This is a genomic window from Paenibacillus sp. S29, from assembly GCF_049319765.1.
Classification (GTDB): Bacteria; Bacillota; Bacilli; order Paenibacillales; family Paenibacillaceae; genus Paenibacillus; species Paenibacillus polymyxa_B.
In genome coordinates this window covers 198,596-218,757 of sequence record NZ_JBMOUI010000007.1, presented here as the reverse complement: position 1 = coordinate 218,757, position 20,162 = coordinate 198,596, and the positions used below count along the sequence as shown (strand labels likewise).

Genomic DNA, 20,162 nt, shown 5'->3' with positions numbered 1-20,162 from the left:
GCAAGCCATTAGCTATGGTGAGGGACATCTTTTATTTTTGTGATTTGGTAACAGGGCTATTTTCGCATATAATGGAGAGTAACGAATTTACGTATAGGGGTTGGACCTTTTCATGACATTGAATTTTGAATCGCTCGGCGTTGAACAAGATCTGTTGGACAAACTGACTGAGCATGAAATTACACAGCCTTCGCCAGTTCAGGCAGAGGCTATACCGGAAATAATGAAGGGAAAGCATGTATTGGCGCGCTCACAAACTGGCACAGGTAAAACACTGGCTTATTTGCTGCCGCTGCTGCAAGTGATTGACCCACAGAAAAAGGCTACGCAAAAGCTGATACTGGCTCCAAGCCAGGAACTGGCCATGCAGATTGTACGCGAGGGTCAGCGCTACGGAGAGCATCGCGGAATCCGTGTACTCGGTCTGATTGGTGGGGCGGCTATCAAACGTCAAATCGAAAAGCTCAAGGATCATCCACAGCTTGTCGTGGGTACACCAGGACGTGTACGGGAACTCATCGCTTCGAAAAAGCTGAAAATGCACAATATTACTACCATTGTCATCGATGAGGTGGATCAGATGTTCCAGCTCGGTGGAGCAGGCGATGTAACCAACATATTGGGCACCGCCCAACGTGATCGTCAATTGGTATTCCTGTCCGCAACGCTGAACGATGAGATTCAGTCGCTGGCAAAACGGGAGATGCGTGAATACGTAGAAATTGGGATTGATCCCGACCAAAAGACGGCCAGTGGACTGGAACACTATTACTTTGTATCTGAAGAACGGGATAAGGTGGATATGCTGCGCCGTCTGGTGCGTCATTTTAATCCGAGAAAAGCGCTGGTGTTCGTGAATACGACCAATGCCATCGGGGAGATTGAAGCCAAGCTCAAGCATATGGGGCTGACTACGGCGTCCTTGTATGGAGATGCGGATAAAGTTACGCGTAGCAACGTGTTGGCCAAATTCCGCGAGGACAAGCTCAAAGTACTGGTCGCTTCGGATGTGGCAGCTCGTGGTCTGGATATTGAGGGACTTGAAATGGTCATTCATTTTGACCCGGCTACGGATAGTCAAGCTTATGTTCACCGTGCAGGACGGACAGGACGGATGGGACGCAAAGGATTAGTGGCATCGGTTGTCACCGACCGTGAAACGTTCATCATGCGTAAGTTCTCCCGTGAACTGGGCATTGACATCGCAGAGCGTGCGTTGCATGGAGGTCGAGTAGTTGTGCCGCGTCCGGCGGATGCCAAGCGTGCACCTGTAAGACCATCCGAGGCTAGATCCTTATCTAACGGAGCATCGACGGAGGACCGAAAGGCACCTGTTCGTGCCGAAAACGGACGTCCTGGCAGAAATTCCGCTAACGGTTCAGCTCCAGGCAAGAGCAAAGGAGCAGCCTTGTCCAAAGCAGGAAAAGCACAGCGCGAGCGTGATCGCAAAAACAAGGGTGCACCAAGATGGCTGAAGGAAAAAGGATCAAAACCGAACGAGTAGGGAGAAGAGGGGGAGCCATGGAACAACAGCCTGTGTTGCAAATTAACGGACTGACCGGCGGATATAGCGCCAAGCGCCCGGTGCTGCATCAGATTTCGCTGGATGTGAAACCGGGCGAAATGGTAGGACTGATCGGTCTGAACGGGGCCGGGAAAAGTACGACCATGAAGCATATTTTGGGCCTGATGACACCGCAGGCCGGAGAAATTCGTGTGCAGGGGCATAAGCAGGATGAGAATCCCGAGGAATATCAGGGAGCCATTGCTTTTGTACCTGAATCTCCAGAGCTGTATCCTGAAATGACGGTGATGGAGCATATGGAATTCACGGCCAGAGCGTACGGAGTTAGCGAAGCAGATTTCCGCACGCGTAGTGATCAAATGCTAGACTTGTTCCGTATGCGGGATAAAAGTGGGAGTATGTCGATGCACCTGTCTAAAGGGATGCGCCAGAAAGTGATGATTATGTGCGCATTTTTAGCGGGACCGCCGTTGTATGTCATAGATGAACCTTTTTTGGGGTTAGACCCGCTGGGTATTCGTTCCCTGCTTGACTTTATGTTAGAGATGAAGCGTTCGGGTTCGTCCATTCTGCTCAGTTCTCATATTTTGTCCACGATTGAAAATTATTGTGATCGTTTCATTGTACTTCATCAGGGTGCCATCATTGCACAGGGGACGCTGGACGAAGTGACAGCACAGGCGGGTAAGCCGGGCATGCCGCTGGAAGATGCATTTTATGAGCTGGTACAGGGCAGGGAATGAGCATGGATTTGCAACGTTTGCATAAAGAAAGACGTGTAGCGTTCTGGGGACAGGTGCTGCCCTATCTGGGCTATGTCATTCAGAGCGGTCTGGCGGTGGTCTTCGGCTTTGCGCTGATTGCCTTTGCCGCATGGTACACGTCGCTACTGATGCATACTCCACCGGATTTGCCCATCCGCTGGATCATGCTTATTGTGGCTATTCCGATTGCTCATGCGAGCTTTCGTACGTATTTAAACGCAGCGGATATTGTTTTCCTCCGTCCACAGGAGCACGCGATGCACCATTATTTTAGGGCCAGCCGGATTCGGGGTGTGGTGTATAAAATATTCGGTTTGCTATTGCTGTCTATTATCGTGTGGCCGCTGTATATTCGCAGTGATGCGGCGCCTAAGCCGTTGCTACTGACCCTGCTACTGTTTGTGCTGTTAAAGCTGCTATTCAGCTACGGCGGCTGGCAAGAGCTTCGCATGGTATCGATTGGCGGGAGTGTAGGCTATCGTCTGCTTCGGTGGGTGTTGGCTGTGCTGATGGTAGCCGCATGGCTATGGCAGCCTCCACTACACAGCGTGCCATTTATCATATTGGTCGGTGTGGTGTACGTGCTTGTTCTGCGTTTTCCGGTCAAGCTGCTAGTGGCTTGGGAAAAGCTGATTCGTACAGAGGGTATGCAGGCTGCTCGGGTGATGCGCACTTTGGGCTGGTTTGTCGATGTGCCCGCCCTTACGCAGAGAGTGACGCCACGTCGTTGGCTGTCCTGGTTGGGAGGTAACATACCTTGGAACAGAAGGGGAGCGTATCGTTACCTGCTGTTTAAGACATTCCTGCGTACAGAGCCAGCAGGTATTGTCATTCGGCTTGGAATTCTGGGGTTGTTAATTATATATATCACCCATGCTAGCTGGATTGGGATTGCAGTATATTTATTTTTCATATTCCTCATTGGTGTACAGGTTACTTCACTAAAGCAGTATCACAAGGATTCGTTGTGGCTTCAGTTATATCCGATTCCTGCGCATAGTCGTCGTGCGTCTTTTCTCGACTTTGTTGTTCGGTTGACGTTGCCGGCTGCTGTGGTTCTGTGGCTTCCTTTTCTGGCAAAAGGAACGGAAGATCTACTGTCTACACTGCTCACGCTGCTTGGGGGAGTTGCAGTAGTGTTCTTGTTACGAGGCGCTCAAGCCAAAAAATGGCGTTTGGACGGTCAGGATGAGGAAGAAGTGTAATTTGTATCTATGTGAATAAAGTAAAGGCTAATTCGCAAGCAGCAAGAGCTGTCTGCGAATTAGCCTTTTTTGTACGCTCGCTGTTATCGTAGCCGTGGGTGCAGATTTCCGCCTGCTTATATAAAGAGCGTTTTGCTGATGATAACTAATAAAATGAACAGTACCAGAATTGTTCCTGTGCTTGTGAATGCGCCGTAACCACCGTAACCGCCTCTTGTTTCTTCTGCTCCCATGCTCATTCTCCTCTCGGTCATTGTGATAAAGGACTACATCGTATCTTATGAATTGGATTTTCAGATTGCGTGGGCCAATGCTCAGGTATGTTGCTGAATCGCCTTATATTTTTCATCAGATGTAGGGGGGGATAGAGGAAAAGACACGTATTATCGAGAATAGAAGAAGTACGTAGTCATTATTACTTGGAAAGTGGGAAAGACGAGATGCTGGTAGATAAGCTGCTCGTGAACATATTTCTTGTGTTTGTACCGTTATTAGTATATAGCGCTTTGTCAGATCATCGGCATAGGAAACATACCCCGTTGCTTATGGGAGGGGTGCTGGGTGTGTCTTCTGTGCTTTGCCTTATGTTTTCGTACATTTGGTATGGATTATATTGGGATCTCCGATATGTTCCTTTGATCCTCTCTGTTTTATATTTTGGTCCAAAGGCAGGGCTTCTGAATATAACGCTGATAGTGATGGCTCGTATGTATATAGATCCTGAGTCTATGGTGGTGAGCTTTCCCAGCATGATGTTGTGTTATTTGGGCCCTCTCTTGGTGAGAAAAAAGTTTATACAGCTCAATAGTATGTTGCTTCGGGTGGGCATGAATATGCTAATGAGTATATGGACCAATATTGCCATGCTTATATTTCTGTTAATACATTCCTGGGCCAATGGCAGGCTGGATAAGGATGAGATCGAGCTGATCCGGGCAATACTCTGGTTCGGTGTGATTCAATTGCTAAGCATTGGAGCCTCCTCTTTCTGGATGGAGTTTAGTTTGGAACGGGAAGAAATGAGAAGAAAGATTAAATATGCTGAGCATCTGAATACGTTAGGTGAACTGGCTGCCTCTATGGCTCATGAAGTAAGGAATCCGTTGACCGTGGTTAAAGGGTTCCTGCAAATGGTTCAGTCAGGGCTAGAAGGGAAAAATCGCAGATATATTGCTTTGGCACTAGCAGAGGTCGATCGGGCTGAAAGAATTATTAGCGACTATCTGAACTTATCCAGACCGCAGATTGGGAACACAGAGCTGATGGATTTGTCTGGCATGGTTCAACAGATTGTTTTGCTTTTGAAACCGATGGCGACCAAGCAAGGCGTAAGACTGTATACTGAGCTAAGGAATGAAATATACGTACATATGGATCGTAATCAGCTGTTACAGGCGTTAATACATGTGACGAAAAATGCGATCGAAGCTGCGGATGATGGGGGCAGAGTATACATAAAGCTGGCGATTCAGGAAGAGAAGGCATGTCTGCATATTAGGGATACGGGAAAAGGCATGAGTCAGGAGCATCTGGAGCGAGTGGGTACTTTGTTTTTTTCAACCAAAGAGGTAGGAACGGGACTGGGAACGGTCGTCTCCTTTCGAATCATTGAAGCTATGAACGGAAGTATACACTATGAGAGTGAGCCGGGAGTCGGAACCGAGGTAGTCATCCTGCTGCCACTCGCACAGAAATCTTTGCTCGCTGCTGAAGGATAGTTTGTTGCGAAGTGTGACTTACAATGGTTCAGCTCATTAAAAAGCGGTATGCCGCAACATCCGGCATACCGCTAATGATGTTATATTTAATCTGTTACCTATTAGGCGTTCAACAAATCTTGTGCGCCACGGTAAACAATGTCATACAGGTCTTCCAGGTACTCTTCCTCGATACATGAGAATGCGATTCGGAGATCATATTCACCCAGCGCAATCGTCCCTACCCCATATTGTTCCAGCAAATGTGTGCGCAGTCGTTCAGCGGACAAGCCGTTCAGCTTGAGGCACATAAAATAACCCGAATTGAAAGGATAGTAGCTCCATACATCTCCGTATTTTCCACTATCGAGTAACGCTTTGACTTTATTAGCCCGACCCTTCATAATCTGGAACTTTTCTTTCTTCTGTTGTTCAAAGTCCGTTGACTTGAGGGCATCCAGGACGAAGGTTTGAGATGGGTGAGGACCGCTCGAAATCGTTGCCCGGATAATCCCTAATGTTTTTTGTTCCAGTGCGCTCAGTACATCCTGATGTTCCGAAGCAAAGGTAATAAATCCGACACGGAAGCCCCAAACGAATTCTTCTTTGGTAGCTCCGTCAATTTTGACTGGTAGAATTCTCGGATGAAGTCCAGCTAACTGACCGAATAGTGATTCATGCAGGGAGTCCTCGAAGAACAGACCAAAATAAGCGTCATCCGTCACAACTACGACATTGATGCCTGCTTCCGCGGCTTCCTGGATGGCAGCAACAATCGCTTTACCCTCTTGGACTCCCGGTGTGTAGCCTGTCGGGTTATTCGGGAAGTTCAGCACAACGATCGCTTTGCCGTATTCTTTCTGTGCCAGTAGCGCGTCGCGTAATCCTTCACTATTAAAACGTTGATCCTCTGTGAACAACGGGAAATTCACCAAACGTCCATGACGGCGAATACCGAAAGTCAGCTCATAGTTTTCCCAGTTTTTGTCTGGGTAAATAACAGCATCCCCTTCATCCGTGAACAGGTCGGCAACGATGCTCAAACCGTGGGTCAGCGCGTTCGTCACTACGGGAAGGCCGTAACTTTTTCCAGCCAACGAAGGGTTTTCCTTCAGCATTTTGTCGCGCCATACACTACGTAGTTCAGGTTTGCCCGCAGGGGGAGCGTAAGGGTATAGATCCTTGGGATTGTAAGCGGACAGCTTTTCCTGAATGACCTCCAAATGCATAGGACCATTGCCTTCTGTAGCAATGCCAATCGTAGCGTTGTACTTTTTAGCAAGCTTCCCTGCTTCTGCGGATTGACTCAAAATCCCTTCTTTTGGGAAATAAATTTCTTTCCCTAAAAGAGAAAGCATTTGATATACATGCTCGTTGCCTGTCTGAATGTTTTGGTTTAACTGCGCTGCCAGTGGATTCATTCCCGTTTCATCCTTCCAAGTCATTTTGATTACATATTATAGCATTACACACGGTAAGCGTCACGCAAAAGCATCTGGAACATAAAAGCGCATTTTTTTGCTTAATGACGGCGCTGAGCTTATATTATAAATTAACGGGTAGAGGACAACCAAAGATTAACAAAAGGAGGTGCAGATTTTGCTGGATACATCTGCGTCATCGTTTATCCTGTTGTCGGCCTTCGCCAAAATTGTGTGTGAGCCGGGCTGGAAGTGGCAGGTACGCGAGAAGCCGATGCCAAACTATGATTTATTTTATGTATGGAGCGGAGAAGGAACAGTGGTCTTAAACGGGACGTCGTATCCGGTGAGCAAGGGGAGCTGCTTCCTGTTCAAGCCGGGGGATGATACCCGTGCCACACATAACCCGCAAAAGCCGCTCATACTTACCTATATTCATTTTGATCTTATCGAACAACCAAAGCTAATTCCTGCAAGCTACCGTATGCTGGAGGAAACGTTCGAGGTAGAGCATATGCTTGCCAGATACGTTAGACTACGCCTAGAGCGTGCTTACGGAGCTGACGAGGAAGGCAAGCTGATCCTGAAACAACTGATGATTCATCTGCTGCGTGCGGACCGTAAGGAGCCTCAGGAGCAACAAGCCAGTAACCAGCTCACCGAGGTCATTCGAGAAACGGCCAACTACGTGCGTCAGCATCCGGGACTTCCTCATCGCGTCGAGGATTTGGCTGCACGAGCGGGGCTGTCACCGCGTTATTTTTCAATTAAATTCAAGGAGCTGCTGGGTGTTTCCGCGCAATCTCATATTATCAGCATGCGGATTGAGCGTGCACAGCATCTATTACTACATGCCGGAATGAATGTGACCGAGGTGGCAGAGGCTTTGGGGTACCGTGACATCTTTTTTTTCAGCCGCCAATTTAAGCAGTACACGGGGAAAAGTCCGTCTGAGATTCGGTAATGCTATGGACGGTGGACAAGCTGTTTCGGATTTAGGCGTGAAGAATATAATGGATAAATTCCAAAAAAGGACCCGGGCAGTTACGCCGGGTCCTTTTTTATATGAGCAATTTAACATCATCCGATCCCAATGCTCATATGTGTAGCTATAATCCTGTTATGATAAATTCACTTTTGCTTTGGGATCATGTCGAAAGCAACCCAGACGTTGTCCCATTTTCACCGCATCCCCCAGCTTCAATGCGGGGTCTGGCTCAAACGTGCCGTTTTCAGTTAGCAAAACAACAGTTGATCCAAATTCGAAATAGGCGAGATCGTCTCCTTTTGTCCATGAGACGGCCTTATCATCCGTATATTTGATGCTACTCACATTCATTGCGCCAACCTTGACGACCGCCACCTCACCATATTCGTGGGCAATGTACGTAATCTGTCGTTCATTGCGGCTAAGAACTGCTCGCATATGTTGCAAGCCGAAGTCATTCACTGGGTATACCTTGCCGCGCAGATGCTCTTTTTCTACCAGCGTACCGGATACTGGTGCATGAATGCGATGATAATCCGTCGGGCTGAGATAGAGCACAAAAGCATAGCCGTGTGTGTATTTTTCAAGACGCGGAGAGCGGTTAAGAAGCTCTTCCAGCGTATAGTCCTGCCCTTTGACATTTAAAAGAGTGCCGGACGTAATTGGGCCAGTGAAAGTAATCCGTGCATCCACCGGACTGGTCATCACCTCGGCGTTCGTATCAATCGGGCGCATGCCCGCTTTTAATTTGCGTGTAAAATAGGCGTTTAGAGAACGGTATTCCTTCCATTCCTGTTCCGCCTCATGCGTCTGGATCTGGTACGTACGTATAAAGGTGGGGATAAAAAGTCGGCTTGCACCGCTTTGCGCGAAGGAGCCTACAATCCGGCACACCCACTTGTGCGATGATAGCTCCGTCATGAGCCGCAGCCACTGTTTTGCCATTACAGATCCCCCTTGTTCATTTCCGAGCCGTCTTGGCCGGAACCTGTCCGGCCGCTCTGAACTATATTGACACAGAATGTGACGTAAATCAATACAGTGGACGGCTTGGTGAACGTTCGGTGTCTGACGAAGGCATCCGTTCGAGAAGCCAACGAGCGTAAGCCATCGGCTGAGAGTATGTTTCTTTCCAGACATTGTGCATGCCCGCCTGGCTGAAGCCATAGCGCTGGTCACGACCGTTGCATTCGATAAAAACAATCTTGCCTTCATGGGTAATTCCCAGATCCAGACCGACGTCGGCGAGACGGGGAAGGGTTTGTGCCAGTCGGTGCACGATTTGTAATGAGAGTCGCTCCAGTTCATTCATCAGCCGGACTGCGTTCGAAGTCTGAACTGTCTCTGTTTGTGATAACACTTCTAGTAAGGAACGGGCCGTACCGCCCTGTGCCACATTGGAGACGAAGGTGTGGGAAGGAGCAATTTTAGCATACATGCCTGTCACACCCCAGATACCGCCATATCCGCGCTGAACCGACACACGGACATCAAACGGACGATTGTTGTACAAAGCAAGCGGTATGGTTTCCTGTACGATATGAGGCACCTGCAGCAGTCGCTTGTGCAGAAATAATGGGAGTTCTCCGACATTCAAACGTAGGGTGGACCAACGCTCAGGTATAGCCGGATGAGCGCATTGCAAAGTCCAGCCTCCGCGGGAATGCCGCAGACGCATAATTCCTCTACCCACGCTACCGCTACTGGGTTTAATTACAACATCTCCGGTTTCTTCCAACAAGGTATGGATGGAGGAAAGGTTGCCTTGCAATGTTGTGGGGAGATGGATGCGTAGCAAAGGGTCTTCCTGCAGAATTGCATGTATATGGTCTTTGTGGAAACGGTTTTGTTCATTAAAAATATAGAACCCCTTTTGTACAAGCTTGCTGATATCTCTAGCATTTTCATTTTGCCGATAGAGAGTCCGATTGTGGATGACCGGCGGCAACGGAAGAATCATCTGCCGATACTCGTTGCCGTGTTTAACATAAGCCCGGCATGTTCCGGTCGCTATATGAATATCCTCCAGACGAAGAAAGCAGGGGATGAGCTCGTAGCTTAACCCGGCGTCCTCGTAATTGGCGATAGATTCATATCGCGTCCTCATGGCGGGGATGCCCCGGTAGGTTGCCGGGTTGAGCATGACGCCGACATGCAACATGAGTATGTCCGCCCTCCTTGTAGTCACTCCAACTGATCATACTGTGATTCTAGTCCATCATATGTATCAAAGATCGGCCAGGCATGGACGCTTGCCTTGCGGTAAGCCCAAAGTTAGAAGCGAGGCACATTTCAGCGAGGCAGACGATATGATACAAGATGAGTGTTGAAGAGTGTTGGAATAAGCTCAGAAAGTAGGTGAGGTGATGCAGAGGCCGAAGGTAGCAGTCGTTACACCGGGCTCCTTTGTTATACCTTCGCCCCGCAGCAGTTCTGTGGAGCGGGTAATTGCCCGCATGGTACCGCTGGCTAGTCATGAGCTTCAAGCGCAGATCTATGGCATAAAGGGAGCAGAGGCACCGGATCATGGCGATGTCGACGGAATTCCCTGCATGCGTTATACGCGGGGAACAGGATATATTTCTGAGGTGATCGCTGATTTAAAGAGATGGTTACCAGCGGTAGTAGATGTACACAACCGTCCGGCAGTTGCGTATGCAATTCGCGAGGCTTTGCCCGATAGCCGAGTTGTGTTGACTTTGCATTCGACCACGTTCATCCGGGAGCCTTACCTCAAACGGAAGGATATGGGCAGGCTGCTGTTGTCGATGGATCGCATTATCGTGAACAGTGCATATTTGGGGGCAATCGTAGCTTCTGACTGTCCCGAGGCCGTCAGAGAGCGCATCGTCATAAACAAGCTGGGTATCCATCCCGGCGATTTCCTGCCACGGTGGACTCCAGCAGCAGAAGCAGCCAGATCGGCGCGATTGGACGATTTCGGCTGGTCAGGCCGCCAAATCATGTTATTCGCGGGCAGACTGATGCCAGGGAAGGGCGTCCACCGGCTGCTGAAGGCCCTGCGGCATGTGGTTCGCGCCTGCCCGGACGTACTGCTGCTCATTGCAGGTAGTGCCTATTACGGGCATGACCGTCTCACGCCATACACGGCGTCGTTGCATCGGCAGATCCGTAAACTAAGGTTGGGGAAGCATGTGCAATTCCTGGACTATGTTCCGCATCCAGCATTGGCCTCGCTATATCAGCTAGCCGATGTGACCGTTGTTCCTTCAGTGAAGGATGAGGCCTTCGGGCTGGTCAATCTGGAAGCCATGGCGGCAGGAGTACCTGTGGTCGCTTCACGAATCGGCGGTATTCCAGAGGTTGTACAACACGGCGAGACAGGCTGGCTTGTGTATCCGTCTCACGGTGAGCAGGAAATGGCCGATGCCATCATCAGGCTGCTCCAGCAACCAAGCTTGCGACGACGGATGGGAGAAGCCGGGCTTGGCGAGGTACGGAGACGATTTTTATGGCAACACTCAGCACAACGCTGGGCACAAATCATAGCGGACTGCGTAGCGGAGTGACGTAGGCGCTGTTACGCGCATAGGCTATCTTATAGGCATTAGCCATGATTCCCAGCCGGGTGAATGAAGCGGAGCGACCGCTGGTTCACTCCTGTGCCAAAGGAGCGGTCACCATGAACCATCGTACGAACCATAGCCCTAAGGATAAAAGAACAGCACGGCGTAACCTTTCTCATGCGGTTCCCTCCCCCCGTGTTAACAAGGAGAAAGCGGCTTCGACTTCCGGCAGTCATAAATCGAACCAGCGTGGAACGGCAACGGTCCCTGCCCCCGTAGAGAAGGACACATCGGTTCAAGCTATAGAGGAAGCGGCATGGAAGAAGCATAAGCTCCCCAAAACGCTAGAGGAAGCGATGCAGATGAATCGAGCATCTGTACTGCTGTTGTCAGTGCCTGAGTCAGATACAGAATACAGGTTGGATAACGACAAACCGTCTATTACGACGGAAGATCAGGCAGAGCAAGATTCGTTACTGGATTGTTCCATAACCAGTATTCACATTGCTGAAGGAAGACCACGCCCAAAGCAACGTGTGGTCTTGTCTGAGCAAGATATCGATCTAGCTTTCGATACGGAGAAAGAATTAAGCCTGAATGTCATTCACGACGGATCAGCGACCAGTGACGAGGCTTCTGACGATCATATAGCTTCACCTCAATATGGGAGCATTTCTTTTCACCTCCCCGCACAAGCGGATAGGGGTGAAGTGAGCGTTGTATTTGAGAAGCCTTTTATAGATACACAGTATGTAATCACTGCCAATGCGAGTATACCGGGAGTGATGGTATCCGTCACACAACGTCAGAGGTATTCAGCAGTACTTACTGTGGAACGCATACACTCAGGTCCGAGATGTGAAGGGTTGGTCCTTTGGATCGCGCTGGGGCAATAATAAGAAGCCGGAAATATAATTACCAATAATTAACTTTATACTAGAAAAAAGGCGTCCCATAGTGGGACGCCGTATACATAAGAGACAAGGGGGGAGACTTGTAATACCGGGGAAATTTATATTATTTCACTTATCTCACACCTACAGCGTCAAAAGACTTCATAGCAGAGGTTACGGCTATTGAATTTTCACCATAACTATCTTTGGCCGCTTGGATCACAGCGGCACGCGCGGTGGAGAAGTTAGATGTGGAAGTCAGATAATTGGTGAAGGCATTATAATAAATATATACGGCTGCATCACGTCCAATTCCATCTACCTTGACACCATGGAAAGTGCCTCCTTGTGCCAGTAGATAGTAGGCTTTATTAATAATACCACTATTAATGTGGGCTCCACCATAATCCTCGTTGTTAGGATCAGGATAGAGATTGCTGTAGTGATCGACTTGACCGTATTTGACAGGATCGGAAAGGGAGCGAATGGCGTCGCCCTTAATATTAGGGGTATAAGCGACTTTGCCGAAATCCCAATTGGTGCGCTCAATGTCGTTGCCTATAATATCTGAGATGGCTTCACTTAATGCACCAGATTCAGCGAAATACACGAGCCCTGATGAATGCTCGGTTACACCGTGTGTCAGCTCATGGGCAACAATTTCAAGGTCGCTGCTAAAAGGGGCAAATAACGTGCCGTCTCCGTCTCCATAAAGCATATGAGTGCCGCCCCAGTGGGCATTATTGTAGTTCTTTGCGCCGTAATGGACTGCCGAAGCGATGGCCATGCCATGCCCGTCAATGCTGTCGCGTCCAAATCTATCCTTGTAATAATCGTAAGTGCGGATAGCGTAAGCGTGGGCATCCACCGCAGCCGGATCTTCCCATACGTTATCGGAATCTGTATACAGCGTGCCGGGGAGCGTCTCGGTGTTGTGGACGTTATAAGTTAGGATTCCTTTACCACGAGTCGTATCTTTTAGTTGATACTTTTTGCCCGAAGCTGTTGTGTCAAATGTTTTGGTATCACCGAATACACCGCGCCCTGTGCCGATCACTTCGTTAAGAAGGTCATACTTGAATACGATTTTTCCGTCATTAGCGTCAATAAAGTAACGTGTGCGCAGCAGAGCGGGCTGTAAAGTATTAACTTCGGTTACATAGACGAGATGTGTTGAGTCTCCATCGGGATAGATGTACAGTTCTGCTTTAGGGTCTACACTTGGTTCCAGATTGGCAATCTTGGGGATAGAGGATGCAGGTTCTACCACTTCCAATTTACTGTTCTCCAGTTCAACTGCTTTATCCAAATCCAAGGAGTCCTTATCAGTAGAAATTGATAATTCATTGTTAGATGCTTTTTCGTAAGTGTCTTTACTTACACTACTTGTATCCTCGTAAGGTTCAGGAACGATTTGAACGGAGGAGGAGAGAGATTGAACCCGTATAGCTGCATCTTCATATGCGGTATATACAGCCTCAGTAGCACTGATTTTTGGAGTTGTATTTTCTTTAGCATTGGCTTGTTGATCTTCCGAAATGACCGCTCCCACATAAGAGGTGATTTGGCCAGACTTGTTCACATGGATGGTCTGTTCGGCTCCAAATACGGGAATTCCGTTTACATATTGTTTTAACCGATAATGCTTTGTACCAAATTTGTCACTGGTGCGATCCACGATACGAAATTGCTCGTGCACAAGGGAACCGATGTGGGTATCGTCCAGACTCAATAATGTTTTTTGTTGTCGATTTAAAAAGCTCCAGACCAAATTGTCGCCTGTTACCGTTGAAGGAGACTTCCAGTTCACCGTTTGGAATGTTGGTGTAAACTGAGTCGGATCGGGAACAGAATTTTCAGCTGCGGAGGCCCCGGGCGCTATAGATCCTAATAACATAGCTCCTCCTAGAAGTGAAACCCATACTTTTTTCAATTCATACTCACTCTCCCTAGTTAATGTTGAGGTAAAAAACACCCTGTTTGAAGAAGTCTTGCGTCATATATGTAAGTCTTGTTGCTCTTTTGAAACGTGAAGAAGCTGGATAAAAATGACCTTATGTAAAATATTAAGGTTTATTTTTTTGCAATTTCATCGTCTCGGCTCTGATATTAGCACAGAGGTTGTCGAACGAGAAGATTAATTTTACAAAATACCCCAAAATGAATCTTTAGTCCCTGATTTACTGTTTATTTGTCTTATCTAGTCGAAAATGATCGGAAAGGACTCAATGAACAAGAAAAGGGCGCCCCTTTGAGGGGACGCCATAAATAAGGGGGGAAGGGGCGCAGACTTGTACACTGCACCCCTATTTTTTCGTCCATTATGAGCAGGCCTAAGTGACAGTTGCACAACGGCAAAGGTCTATGGACGGGATATGAGGATTATAGCGTATATGATTTAGTTTACGCCTACAGCGTCAAAAGATTTGGCAGCTGCAGTTGCTTGTGCCGAGTTCGCACCGTACAGATCATTTGCTGCTTGGATCACAGCAGCGCGTGCGTTGGAGAAATCGGAAGAAGAAGTCAGGTAGTTCGTAAAGGCACTATAGTAAATTTGGACCGCTGCATCGCGGCCAATTCCATTTACTGCTACACCATGGAAAGTACCACCTTGTGCCAACAGATAGTAGGCTTTATTGATAATGCCGCTGTTCGTATGAACGCCACCGTTATCGGAGCTGCCTGTATACAAGTCGGAATAGTGATCTGGTTGATCATATAGCGTAGGATTGGACATAGAGCGCAGAGCATCGCCTGCAATGTTTGGCGTATAAATATCATCGCCTACAAGCCAGTTTTTACGCTGAATGTCATTGCCGATGACGTCCGAGAAAGCCTCATTCAATGCACCGGACTCTCCGTAATATTCCAAATTCGAAGTGTACTCTGTGACACCGTGAGTAAGTTCATGACCTACCACATCGGGGTCCCCACTGAATGCGATAAATGTGCTACCGTCCCCATCTCCATAAGTCATTTGGGAGCCATTCCAGAAGGCATTGTTGTAGCGGCTACCGTAATGGACTGTCGAACGGAGTTGCAGCCCGCGTCCGTCAATGCTGTTGCGTCCGAATTTGGACTTATAGTAATCATATGTTTTGGCAGCATATGCATGGGCATCCACGCCAGCTGGATCATTCCATACATTATCGGCATCGGTCAGAAGGGTACCTGGGATGCTTTGACGGTTGGAGGCCGTGTAGGTCACAATACCATTACCGCGTGTTGTATCTTTTAACTGGTAGCTACTACCGGAAGCCGTCGTGGTGAATGATTTGCTATCACCAAGCACACCTTTACCTGTGCCTGTCGCTTCATTAATGATGTCATACTGGAATACGATGCTGCCATCATTGGCATCAATAATGTAGCGAGTACGCAGTGGAGCAGGTTCTAAAACATTGACTTCTGTTACATAAACCAGCTGCAGGTCATCCCCTTTAGGATAGAAGTACAGATCAGCTTTAGGATCTACTTCTGGCTGCAGATTAGCGATTTTGGCAATGGAACTTTTTTCTGTCTCCACCGCCTCAATTTTGCTATCTTTCAGGGCAGATGCTTTATCAAGACTCAGCTCGTCCTTATCAGTAGATAGCGTTTTTCCGTTGTTAGTTGCTTCAGTGTAAGTGTCTTTGCTTACACTGCTTTGTTCCTCAACATCTTTAGAAATCGTATCGTCGGAGGTAGGGAGGGCTTCAATCCGTGCAGCTGCTTCTTTATATGCAGTGTAGACTGCTTCAGAAGCGCTGATTTTTGGAGTTGTACCTTGCGTAGCTTCAGCTTGCTGATCCTCAGTAACCACCGCTCCTAAGTAAGAGGTGACCTCACCAGATTTGCCCACATGAATAGTCTGTTCAGCTCCATATACGGGAATCCCGTTTACATACTGTTTCAGCCGATAATGGCTCACACCGGACTTGTCGCTTGTGCGATCAACGATTCGGAATTGTTCACGTACACTAGAGTTGTCCGCACCCAGTAACGATTTCTTTTGCCGATTCAAATAGCTCCATACAATGTCGTCCCCGGATACCGAGGAAGGGGCTTTCCATTGCTCGGCGTGAAAGGTCGGTGTAAGCTGAGTTGGCCCCGAAACGGAACTCTCCGCTGATGCACCAGACGCGACAGACCCTAATAACATAGCTCCTCCAAGAAGCGAAACCCATACTTTTTTCATTAAAAATTCACTCTCCTCGATTATTGTCAGGATGAATCATCCTGTCTTGAATAAGGCATTGCGCCATTTATGTAGGTCGTGTTGTCGTCTGGAATAGAAGAAAATGGAACATGAAGAGAAATACCGAAGTGTTATTCATGAAGCGTACGTGAAAAGAGGGTACTGCAGTATGAAGCATGTAGCTTAAAAAGGTGACAAACTCCTCCTTTCCTGTCGTATAAAAAGAAAATAGAAAAATGGTGGATAATGGAAAAATATTGACTTATGCAAAAAAAACAAATGTTGATTTTTTGAACTCCCATCATCTGGCTCTGATATTAGCACAGAGAATGACGAACGAGAAGATCTATGTCACAAATTTATCCAAAATGATTCTTTAGACCCTAATAACTCATTTATTTAATAGGATTAATAAGTTATGTAAAAAAAAGTCGAAAATTGCTGTGTCGAAAAGACTCCACGATTGCCGTTACACACGGCTTTTGGACCGCATAGGTTATGTTGAACTGTCCTAATCATGCTGTCCATCTATACAGCAGGAAGGGAGGTGAGACGGGAGCATGAAGAAGCAGGGAAGAGCTGGATACAAGATCAAACGGAGGCGGCATTCCGGCGCTTACTATCATTCTAAGATGTGGCTGCCGTTACGAATGCCGAACATGCATAAGAATCCGGTAGCCCCTACCATGAGGGAGGTACTCGACACGGAGAGAGGGGCACAGATCGGCGAAGAGCGACCATCTGAACCGTCATCAGTGGGAAAGTTTTTCGTATCTGTCATTATTCCGGCCATGAATGAGCAAAAAACAATCGGAGCTGTGATTCGCGAAGCGCGCCGTGTCCATCCACATACAGAGGTTATCGTCGTTGAGAACGGATCACACGATAGAACGGCGAAGGTGGCAGCAGCGGCGGGAGCTCGTGTGCTTTCCTTTCCGGAACCGCTCGGACATGATGTTGGCCGTCGTATTGGAGCGGAGGCGGCATCCGGACAGATCCTGCTTTTCCTGGATGGGGATATCGTCATTCCCTGCGTTAGACTCCGGCCGTTTATACACGCCATATGTGCAGGGGCGGATGTGGTGCTGAATGATTACCATGGACCTGTGAATCGTACGCCCGCACACCCTGTAGTGGAGGCAAAGCATGTATTGAATATCTTGTCGAATCGTGCTGATTTAGGGGGAGCATCTATGACTGGCATTCCACACGCCATAAGTCAAAAGGCTCTGAAGAAAATAGGTCTAAAGCCCTTGGAGAAGCCTCCTTTATTTCAAGCTATGTCCATCGCCTCTGAGTTACGAGTGGTGACTGTATATGGAATAGCTGTCGGAAAAATAAATGCGACACGTAAAAAACAGAACGGCAAGGACCCGCTGGCAGATGTAATTGTTCAGGATCATCTGGATGCCATTGCCTGGCTTACATCGCGTCTGGGAACGCGTGCGGGATATACGGATTTGGAGCGCAAACGGATCAGAGACGAGGTGAAACTGTGAATAGACAGTATCGCAGAGGGAAGCGTGAAGAACCGAGTTGGGGCATGAGACGTGTTCAGCGAAAACGAGGAACGACGACTTCAATGCATAGCCGTAGGATGAGAAAGCCCACACCTCGGGCGAAAGGAATGACCGAAGTGACTCCGCCTGTGGAACGCGAAGTTCCGGGAGATATTGTGTTACAGGGAACGGCAGCGGCCGTGGTCAGCGCCTGTAATGAAGAGTCAACGATTGACCGGGTACTGGGCGAGCTGGAAAAACTTCCGCTTACGGAGATCATTGTCGTATTGAACGGCTGCACGGACGGCACGCGCTCCACCGTAGCCAAACATCATCCCAGTGTGACTCTTGTCAACGTGCCGGATCGACTGGGGCATGATGTTGGCCGGGCGGTAGGCGCGCGCATGACGCAGGCTGATATTGTGCTGTTCGTGGACGGAGATTTGCCGATTCCAGCATCTGATTTGCTGCCTTTTCTCCACGCGGTGGATCAGGGAACGGATGTTGCGCTTAATGATCTGGGCAGACATTTGCCGCCCTATGCCCAGCAGGACAGCGTGACACGGTGCAAAGCATTCCTGAATCGCGTACTGCGCAGGCCGGATTTGGGATCAAGCTCATTGACCGCCGTACCGCATGCATTATCTCGGCGTTTACTGGATCAGCTTGGCTCAGCCGTGCTTGCCGTACCGCCAAAAGCCCACGCCATGGCAATTCTGCATGGCATGATCGTGGCGGCAGTACATGCTGTCGATGTCATTAAAACAAACCGTAAGCGGACCTTCAATGTTGGCAAAGGGAACGCTATGGAACAGTTGATCGTCGGTGATCATGCAGAGGCACTGACGGCGGTGTTTCAGGTAGCCGGGTATTCCCCGCTCGGGCCTGTTCCAACACGGGTAGACGTTGCCAAAGGGAGGAATGCACAATGAGTCTGACGAGCATCATTATTCCGACTTATAACGGCCTCCATCTGTTAAAGCCGTGTATTGAGGCGATTCGGACACATACGATAGATGTACCGTATGAAATCATTGTTGTGGACAACGCTTCGAATGACGGAACGGATGATTTTTGCGCATCCGAGTGGCTGATCAGCATACGTCTTCCTGAAAACAGGGGCTTTCCAGCAGCATGTAATATGGGGCTCCGGCTGGCTTCGGGTGATCAGTTCGTTATTTTAAACAATGATGTGACGGTTACGCGGGGATGGCTATCGATTATGTTGGCTGCATTGCAGAGCGAAAGCATGGTGGGATTGGTGGGACCGGTGACGAATTACGTCAGCGGTATTCAGCAGATACACGGATTGGAAGGAGATTTGGCCAGTTGTCTGAGATATGCGGAGCAGAATAATGCAAGTAATCCCTCCAGATGGCAGGAGGTCAAGCGGTTGGTCGGGTTTTGTTTGCTGTTCCGGCGCGATCTGATGGAACGGATCGGATTGCTGGATGAACGGTTCAGCCCCGGACATTATGAGGATGACGATTATTGTCTGCGCGCACGCGTGCATGGCTACAAGCTGCTCATGTGCAACGACTGTTTTGTCTATCACGAGGGGAATGCGAGCTTCTCACGCTCGGAGACTTCCTGGATTGAAGAGCTGATCGAGCGGAACTATCGTTTGTTTATAGAGAAATGGAGCATAGATCCCAGAATGTTCATCGAAACTGGGAACACTGGGGTTGCATGCACTGAACATGCTGTCGAAGGAGGAAGGAAGATATGAAAGGGGTTATTCTCGCAGGAGGAACCGGATCGCGCCTTCATCCGTTGACTACATTACTCAACAAGCATCTGCTTCCGGTCGGCAAGTATCCCATGATCGTATATGGTATCGAGAGGCTACGACAGGCTGGAATCACCGATATGCTTATTATTATTGGTAAACAATCGGCCGGGCTGTATACCGATTTTTTGGGCAGTGGCAGTAATTATGGTGTCCAACTGACATACCGGATTCAAGAAAAGGCGGGCGGCATTGCGGAAGCACTCGAACTGGCAAGAAGCTATATGCAATCAGAAGAGAAATTCACTGTTTTGTTAGGTGATAATTTGTTCAAGGAAGACTTGGGACCTGTGATCGAAAGGTTTAAGCAACAGCCCCCAGGGAGCGCCAGAGTGTTGTTGAAAAAGGTAGCAGATGCTCGTCGTTACGGGGTACCCGTATTTGATCCTGAGCGCCCGGAGAGCATTACGCGGATTGAAGAAAAGCCGCAGCATCCCCAATCCAAATATTGCGTTACGGGTATCTATATGTACGATACTGCCGTGTTCGATAAGATCCGGCAAATTACACCTTCGGCACGCGGTGAGCTTGAGATCACGGATGTTAACAACTGTTATGCCGCTGAAGGCAAGCTGGAATATGATATTTTACGGCGCTATTGGAGCGACGCAGGAACCTTCGATTCCCTTCAGGAAGCTGGAGTGAAAATGAAAGGACTTCTACCCTGATCTCAACGA

17 protein-coding genes are annotated in these 20,162 nt (G+C 48.5%); 11 read left to right on the top strand and 6 right to left on the bottom strand.

Annotated elements, in window-relative coordinates:
* The first annotated feature begins 112 nt into the window (after nt 1–112).
* From ACL9RM_RS14485 to ACL9RM_RS14475, 3 genes are read left to right on the top strand one after another with little or no spacing between them, the layout of a single operon-like run.
* Nucleotides 113–1,504: a DEAD/DEAH box helicase gene (locus ACL9RM_RS14485; RefSeq protein ID WP_250266600.1), complete on the top strand. Its 1,392-nt coding sequence runs from the start codon at nt 113–115 to the stop codon at nt 1,502–1,504.
* 17 nt (nt 1,505–1,521) lie between these two features.
* Nucleotides 1,522–2,268 carry an ABC transporter ATP-binding protein gene (locus tag ACL9RM_RS14480; RefSeq protein WP_013311782.1) on the top strand — a complete coding sequence of 249 codons (747 nt, stop codon included), beginning with the start codon at nt 1,522–1,524 and terminating at the stop codon, nt 2,266–2,268.
* Between the two features lie 2 nt (nt 2,269–2,270).
* On the top strand, nt 2,271–3,494 hold the full coding sequence (locus tag ACL9RM_RS14475; RefSeq protein WP_250266599.1) for an ABC transporter permease: 1,224 nt from the start codon (nt 2,271–2,273) through the stop codon (nt 3,492–3,494).
* Nucleotides 3,495–3,610: 116 nt separating this feature from the next.
* Here ACL9RM_RS14475 and ACL9RM_RS14470 read toward each other — a convergent pair whose 3' ends face one another.
* Nucleotides 3,611–3,727, bottom strand: a complete 117-nt coding sequence (locus ACL9RM_RS14470) for a YjcZ family sporulation protein (RefSeq protein ID WP_216637468.1) — start codon at nt 3,725–3,727, stop codon at nt 3,611–3,613.
* Between the two features lie 207 nt (nt 3,728–3,934).
* Here ACL9RM_RS14470 and ACL9RM_RS14465 point away from each other — a divergent pair, with 207 nt between their 5' ends.
* A complete protein-coding gene (locus tag ACL9RM_RS14465; protein WP_323873123.1) occupies nt 3,935–5,212 on the top strand; it encodes an ATP-binding protein in 1,278 nt (425 codons plus the stop codon).
* Between the two features lie 101 nt (nt 5,213–5,313).
* Here the strand turns inward: ACL9RM_RS14465 and ACL9RM_RS14460 are convergent, their stop codons facing one another.
* Complete coding sequence (locus tag ACL9RM_RS14460; protein WP_250266598.1) at nt 5,314–6,612, bottom strand: aminotransferase class I/II-fold pyridoxal phosphate-dependent enzyme; 1,299 nt, start codon at nt 6,610–6,612, stop codon at nt 5,314–5,316.
* A gap of 178 nt (nt 6,613–6,790) precedes the next feature.
* Between ACL9RM_RS14460 and ACL9RM_RS14455 the strand changes: the two genes are divergently transcribed.
* A complete protein-coding gene (locus ACL9RM_RS14455) occupies nt 6,791–7,576 on the top strand; it encodes a helix-turn-helix domain-containing protein (RefSeq protein ID WP_061830088.1) in 786 nt (261 codons plus the stop codon).
* A gap of 156 nt (nt 7,577–7,732) precedes the next feature.
* On the opposite strand, the gene asd is transcribed toward ACL9RM_RS14455, so the two are convergent.
* Complete coding sequence (asd, locus tag ACL9RM_RS14450; protein ID WP_250266597.1) at nt 7,733–8,545, bottom strand: archaetidylserine decarboxylase; 813 nt, start codon at nt 8,543–8,545, stop codon at nt 7,733–7,735.
* An 88-nt stretch (nt 8,546–8,633) separates the two neighbouring features.
* Nucleotides 8,634–9,761 carry a YheC/YheD family protein gene (locus tag ACL9RM_RS14445; protein WP_250266596.1) on the bottom strand — a complete coding sequence of 376 codons (1,128 nt, stop codon included), beginning with the start codon at nt 9,759–9,761 and terminating at the stop codon, nt 8,634–8,636.
* Nucleotides 9,762–9,966: 205 nt separating this feature from the next.
* Between ACL9RM_RS14445 and ACL9RM_RS14440 the strand changes: the two genes are divergently transcribed.
* Together ACL9RM_RS14440 and ACL9RM_RS14435 are read left to right on the top strand one after the other, a co-directional pair.
* Nucleotides 9,967–11,130 carry a glycosyltransferase family 4 protein gene (locus tag ACL9RM_RS14440; RefSeq protein WP_250266595.1) on the top strand — a complete coding sequence of 388 codons (1,164 nt, stop codon included), beginning with the start codon at nt 9,967–9,969 and terminating at the stop codon, nt 11,128–11,130.
* Between the two features lie 113 nt (nt 11,131–11,243).
* A complete protein-coding gene (locus ACL9RM_RS14435; protein WP_250266594.1) occupies nt 11,244–12,023 on the top strand; it encodes a WIAG-tail domain in 780 nt (259 codons plus the stop codon).
* A gap of 130 nt (nt 12,024–12,153) precedes the next feature.
* Here the strand turns inward: ACL9RM_RS14435 and ACL9RM_RS14430 are convergent, their stop codons facing one another.
* Both ACL9RM_RS14430 and ACL9RM_RS14425 read right to left on the bottom strand, forming a co-directional pair.
* Nucleotides 12,154–13,953, bottom strand: a complete 1,800-nt coding sequence (locus ACL9RM_RS14430; RefSeq protein ID WP_250266593.1) for a M4 family metallopeptidase — start codon at nt 13,951–13,953, stop codon at nt 12,154–12,156.
* 465 nt (nt 13,954–14,418) lie between these two features.
* Nucleotides 14,419–16,197, bottom strand: a complete 1,779-nt coding sequence (locus ACL9RM_RS14425; RefSeq protein WP_250266592.1) for a M4 family metallopeptidase — start codon at nt 16,195–16,197, stop codon at nt 14,419–14,421.
* A gap of 560 nt (nt 16,198–16,757) precedes the next feature.
* Here ACL9RM_RS14425 and ACL9RM_RS14420 point away from each other — a divergent pair.
* From ACL9RM_RS14420 to ACL9RM_RS14405, 4 genes are read left to right on the top strand one after another with little or no spacing between them, the layout of a single operon-like run.
* The gene (locus tag ACL9RM_RS14420; protein ID WP_250266591.1) at nt 16,758–17,696 is read left to right on the top strand and encodes a glycosyltransferase family 2 protein; all 939 of its coding nucleotides are present in this window, start codon (nt 16,758–16,760) and stop codon (nt 17,694–17,696) included.
* Nucleotides 17,693–18,628 carry a glycosyltransferase family 2 protein gene (locus ACL9RM_RS14415; protein WP_250266590.1) on the top strand — a complete coding sequence of 312 codons (936 nt, stop codon included), beginning with the start codon at nt 17,693–17,695 and terminating at the stop codon, nt 18,626–18,628. Before ACL9RM_RS14420 ends, ACL9RM_RS14415 begins: the two co-directional genes overlap by 4 nt.
* Complete coding sequence (locus ACL9RM_RS14410) at nt 18,625–19,425, top strand: glycosyltransferase family 2 protein (protein WP_250266589.1); 801 nt, start codon at nt 18,625–18,627, stop codon at nt 19,423–19,425. Before ACL9RM_RS14415 ends, ACL9RM_RS14410 begins: the two co-directional genes overlap by 4 nt.
* Nucleotides 19,422–20,153 (top strand): sugar phosphate nucleotidyltransferase, encoded by a 732-nt coding sequence (locus ACL9RM_RS14405; protein WP_250266588.1) that lies wholly within the window; start codon nt 19,422–19,424, stop codon nt 20,151–20,153. Before ACL9RM_RS14410 ends, ACL9RM_RS14405 begins: the two co-directional genes overlap by 4 nt.
* Nucleotides 20,154–20,162: the final 9 nt, after the last annotated feature.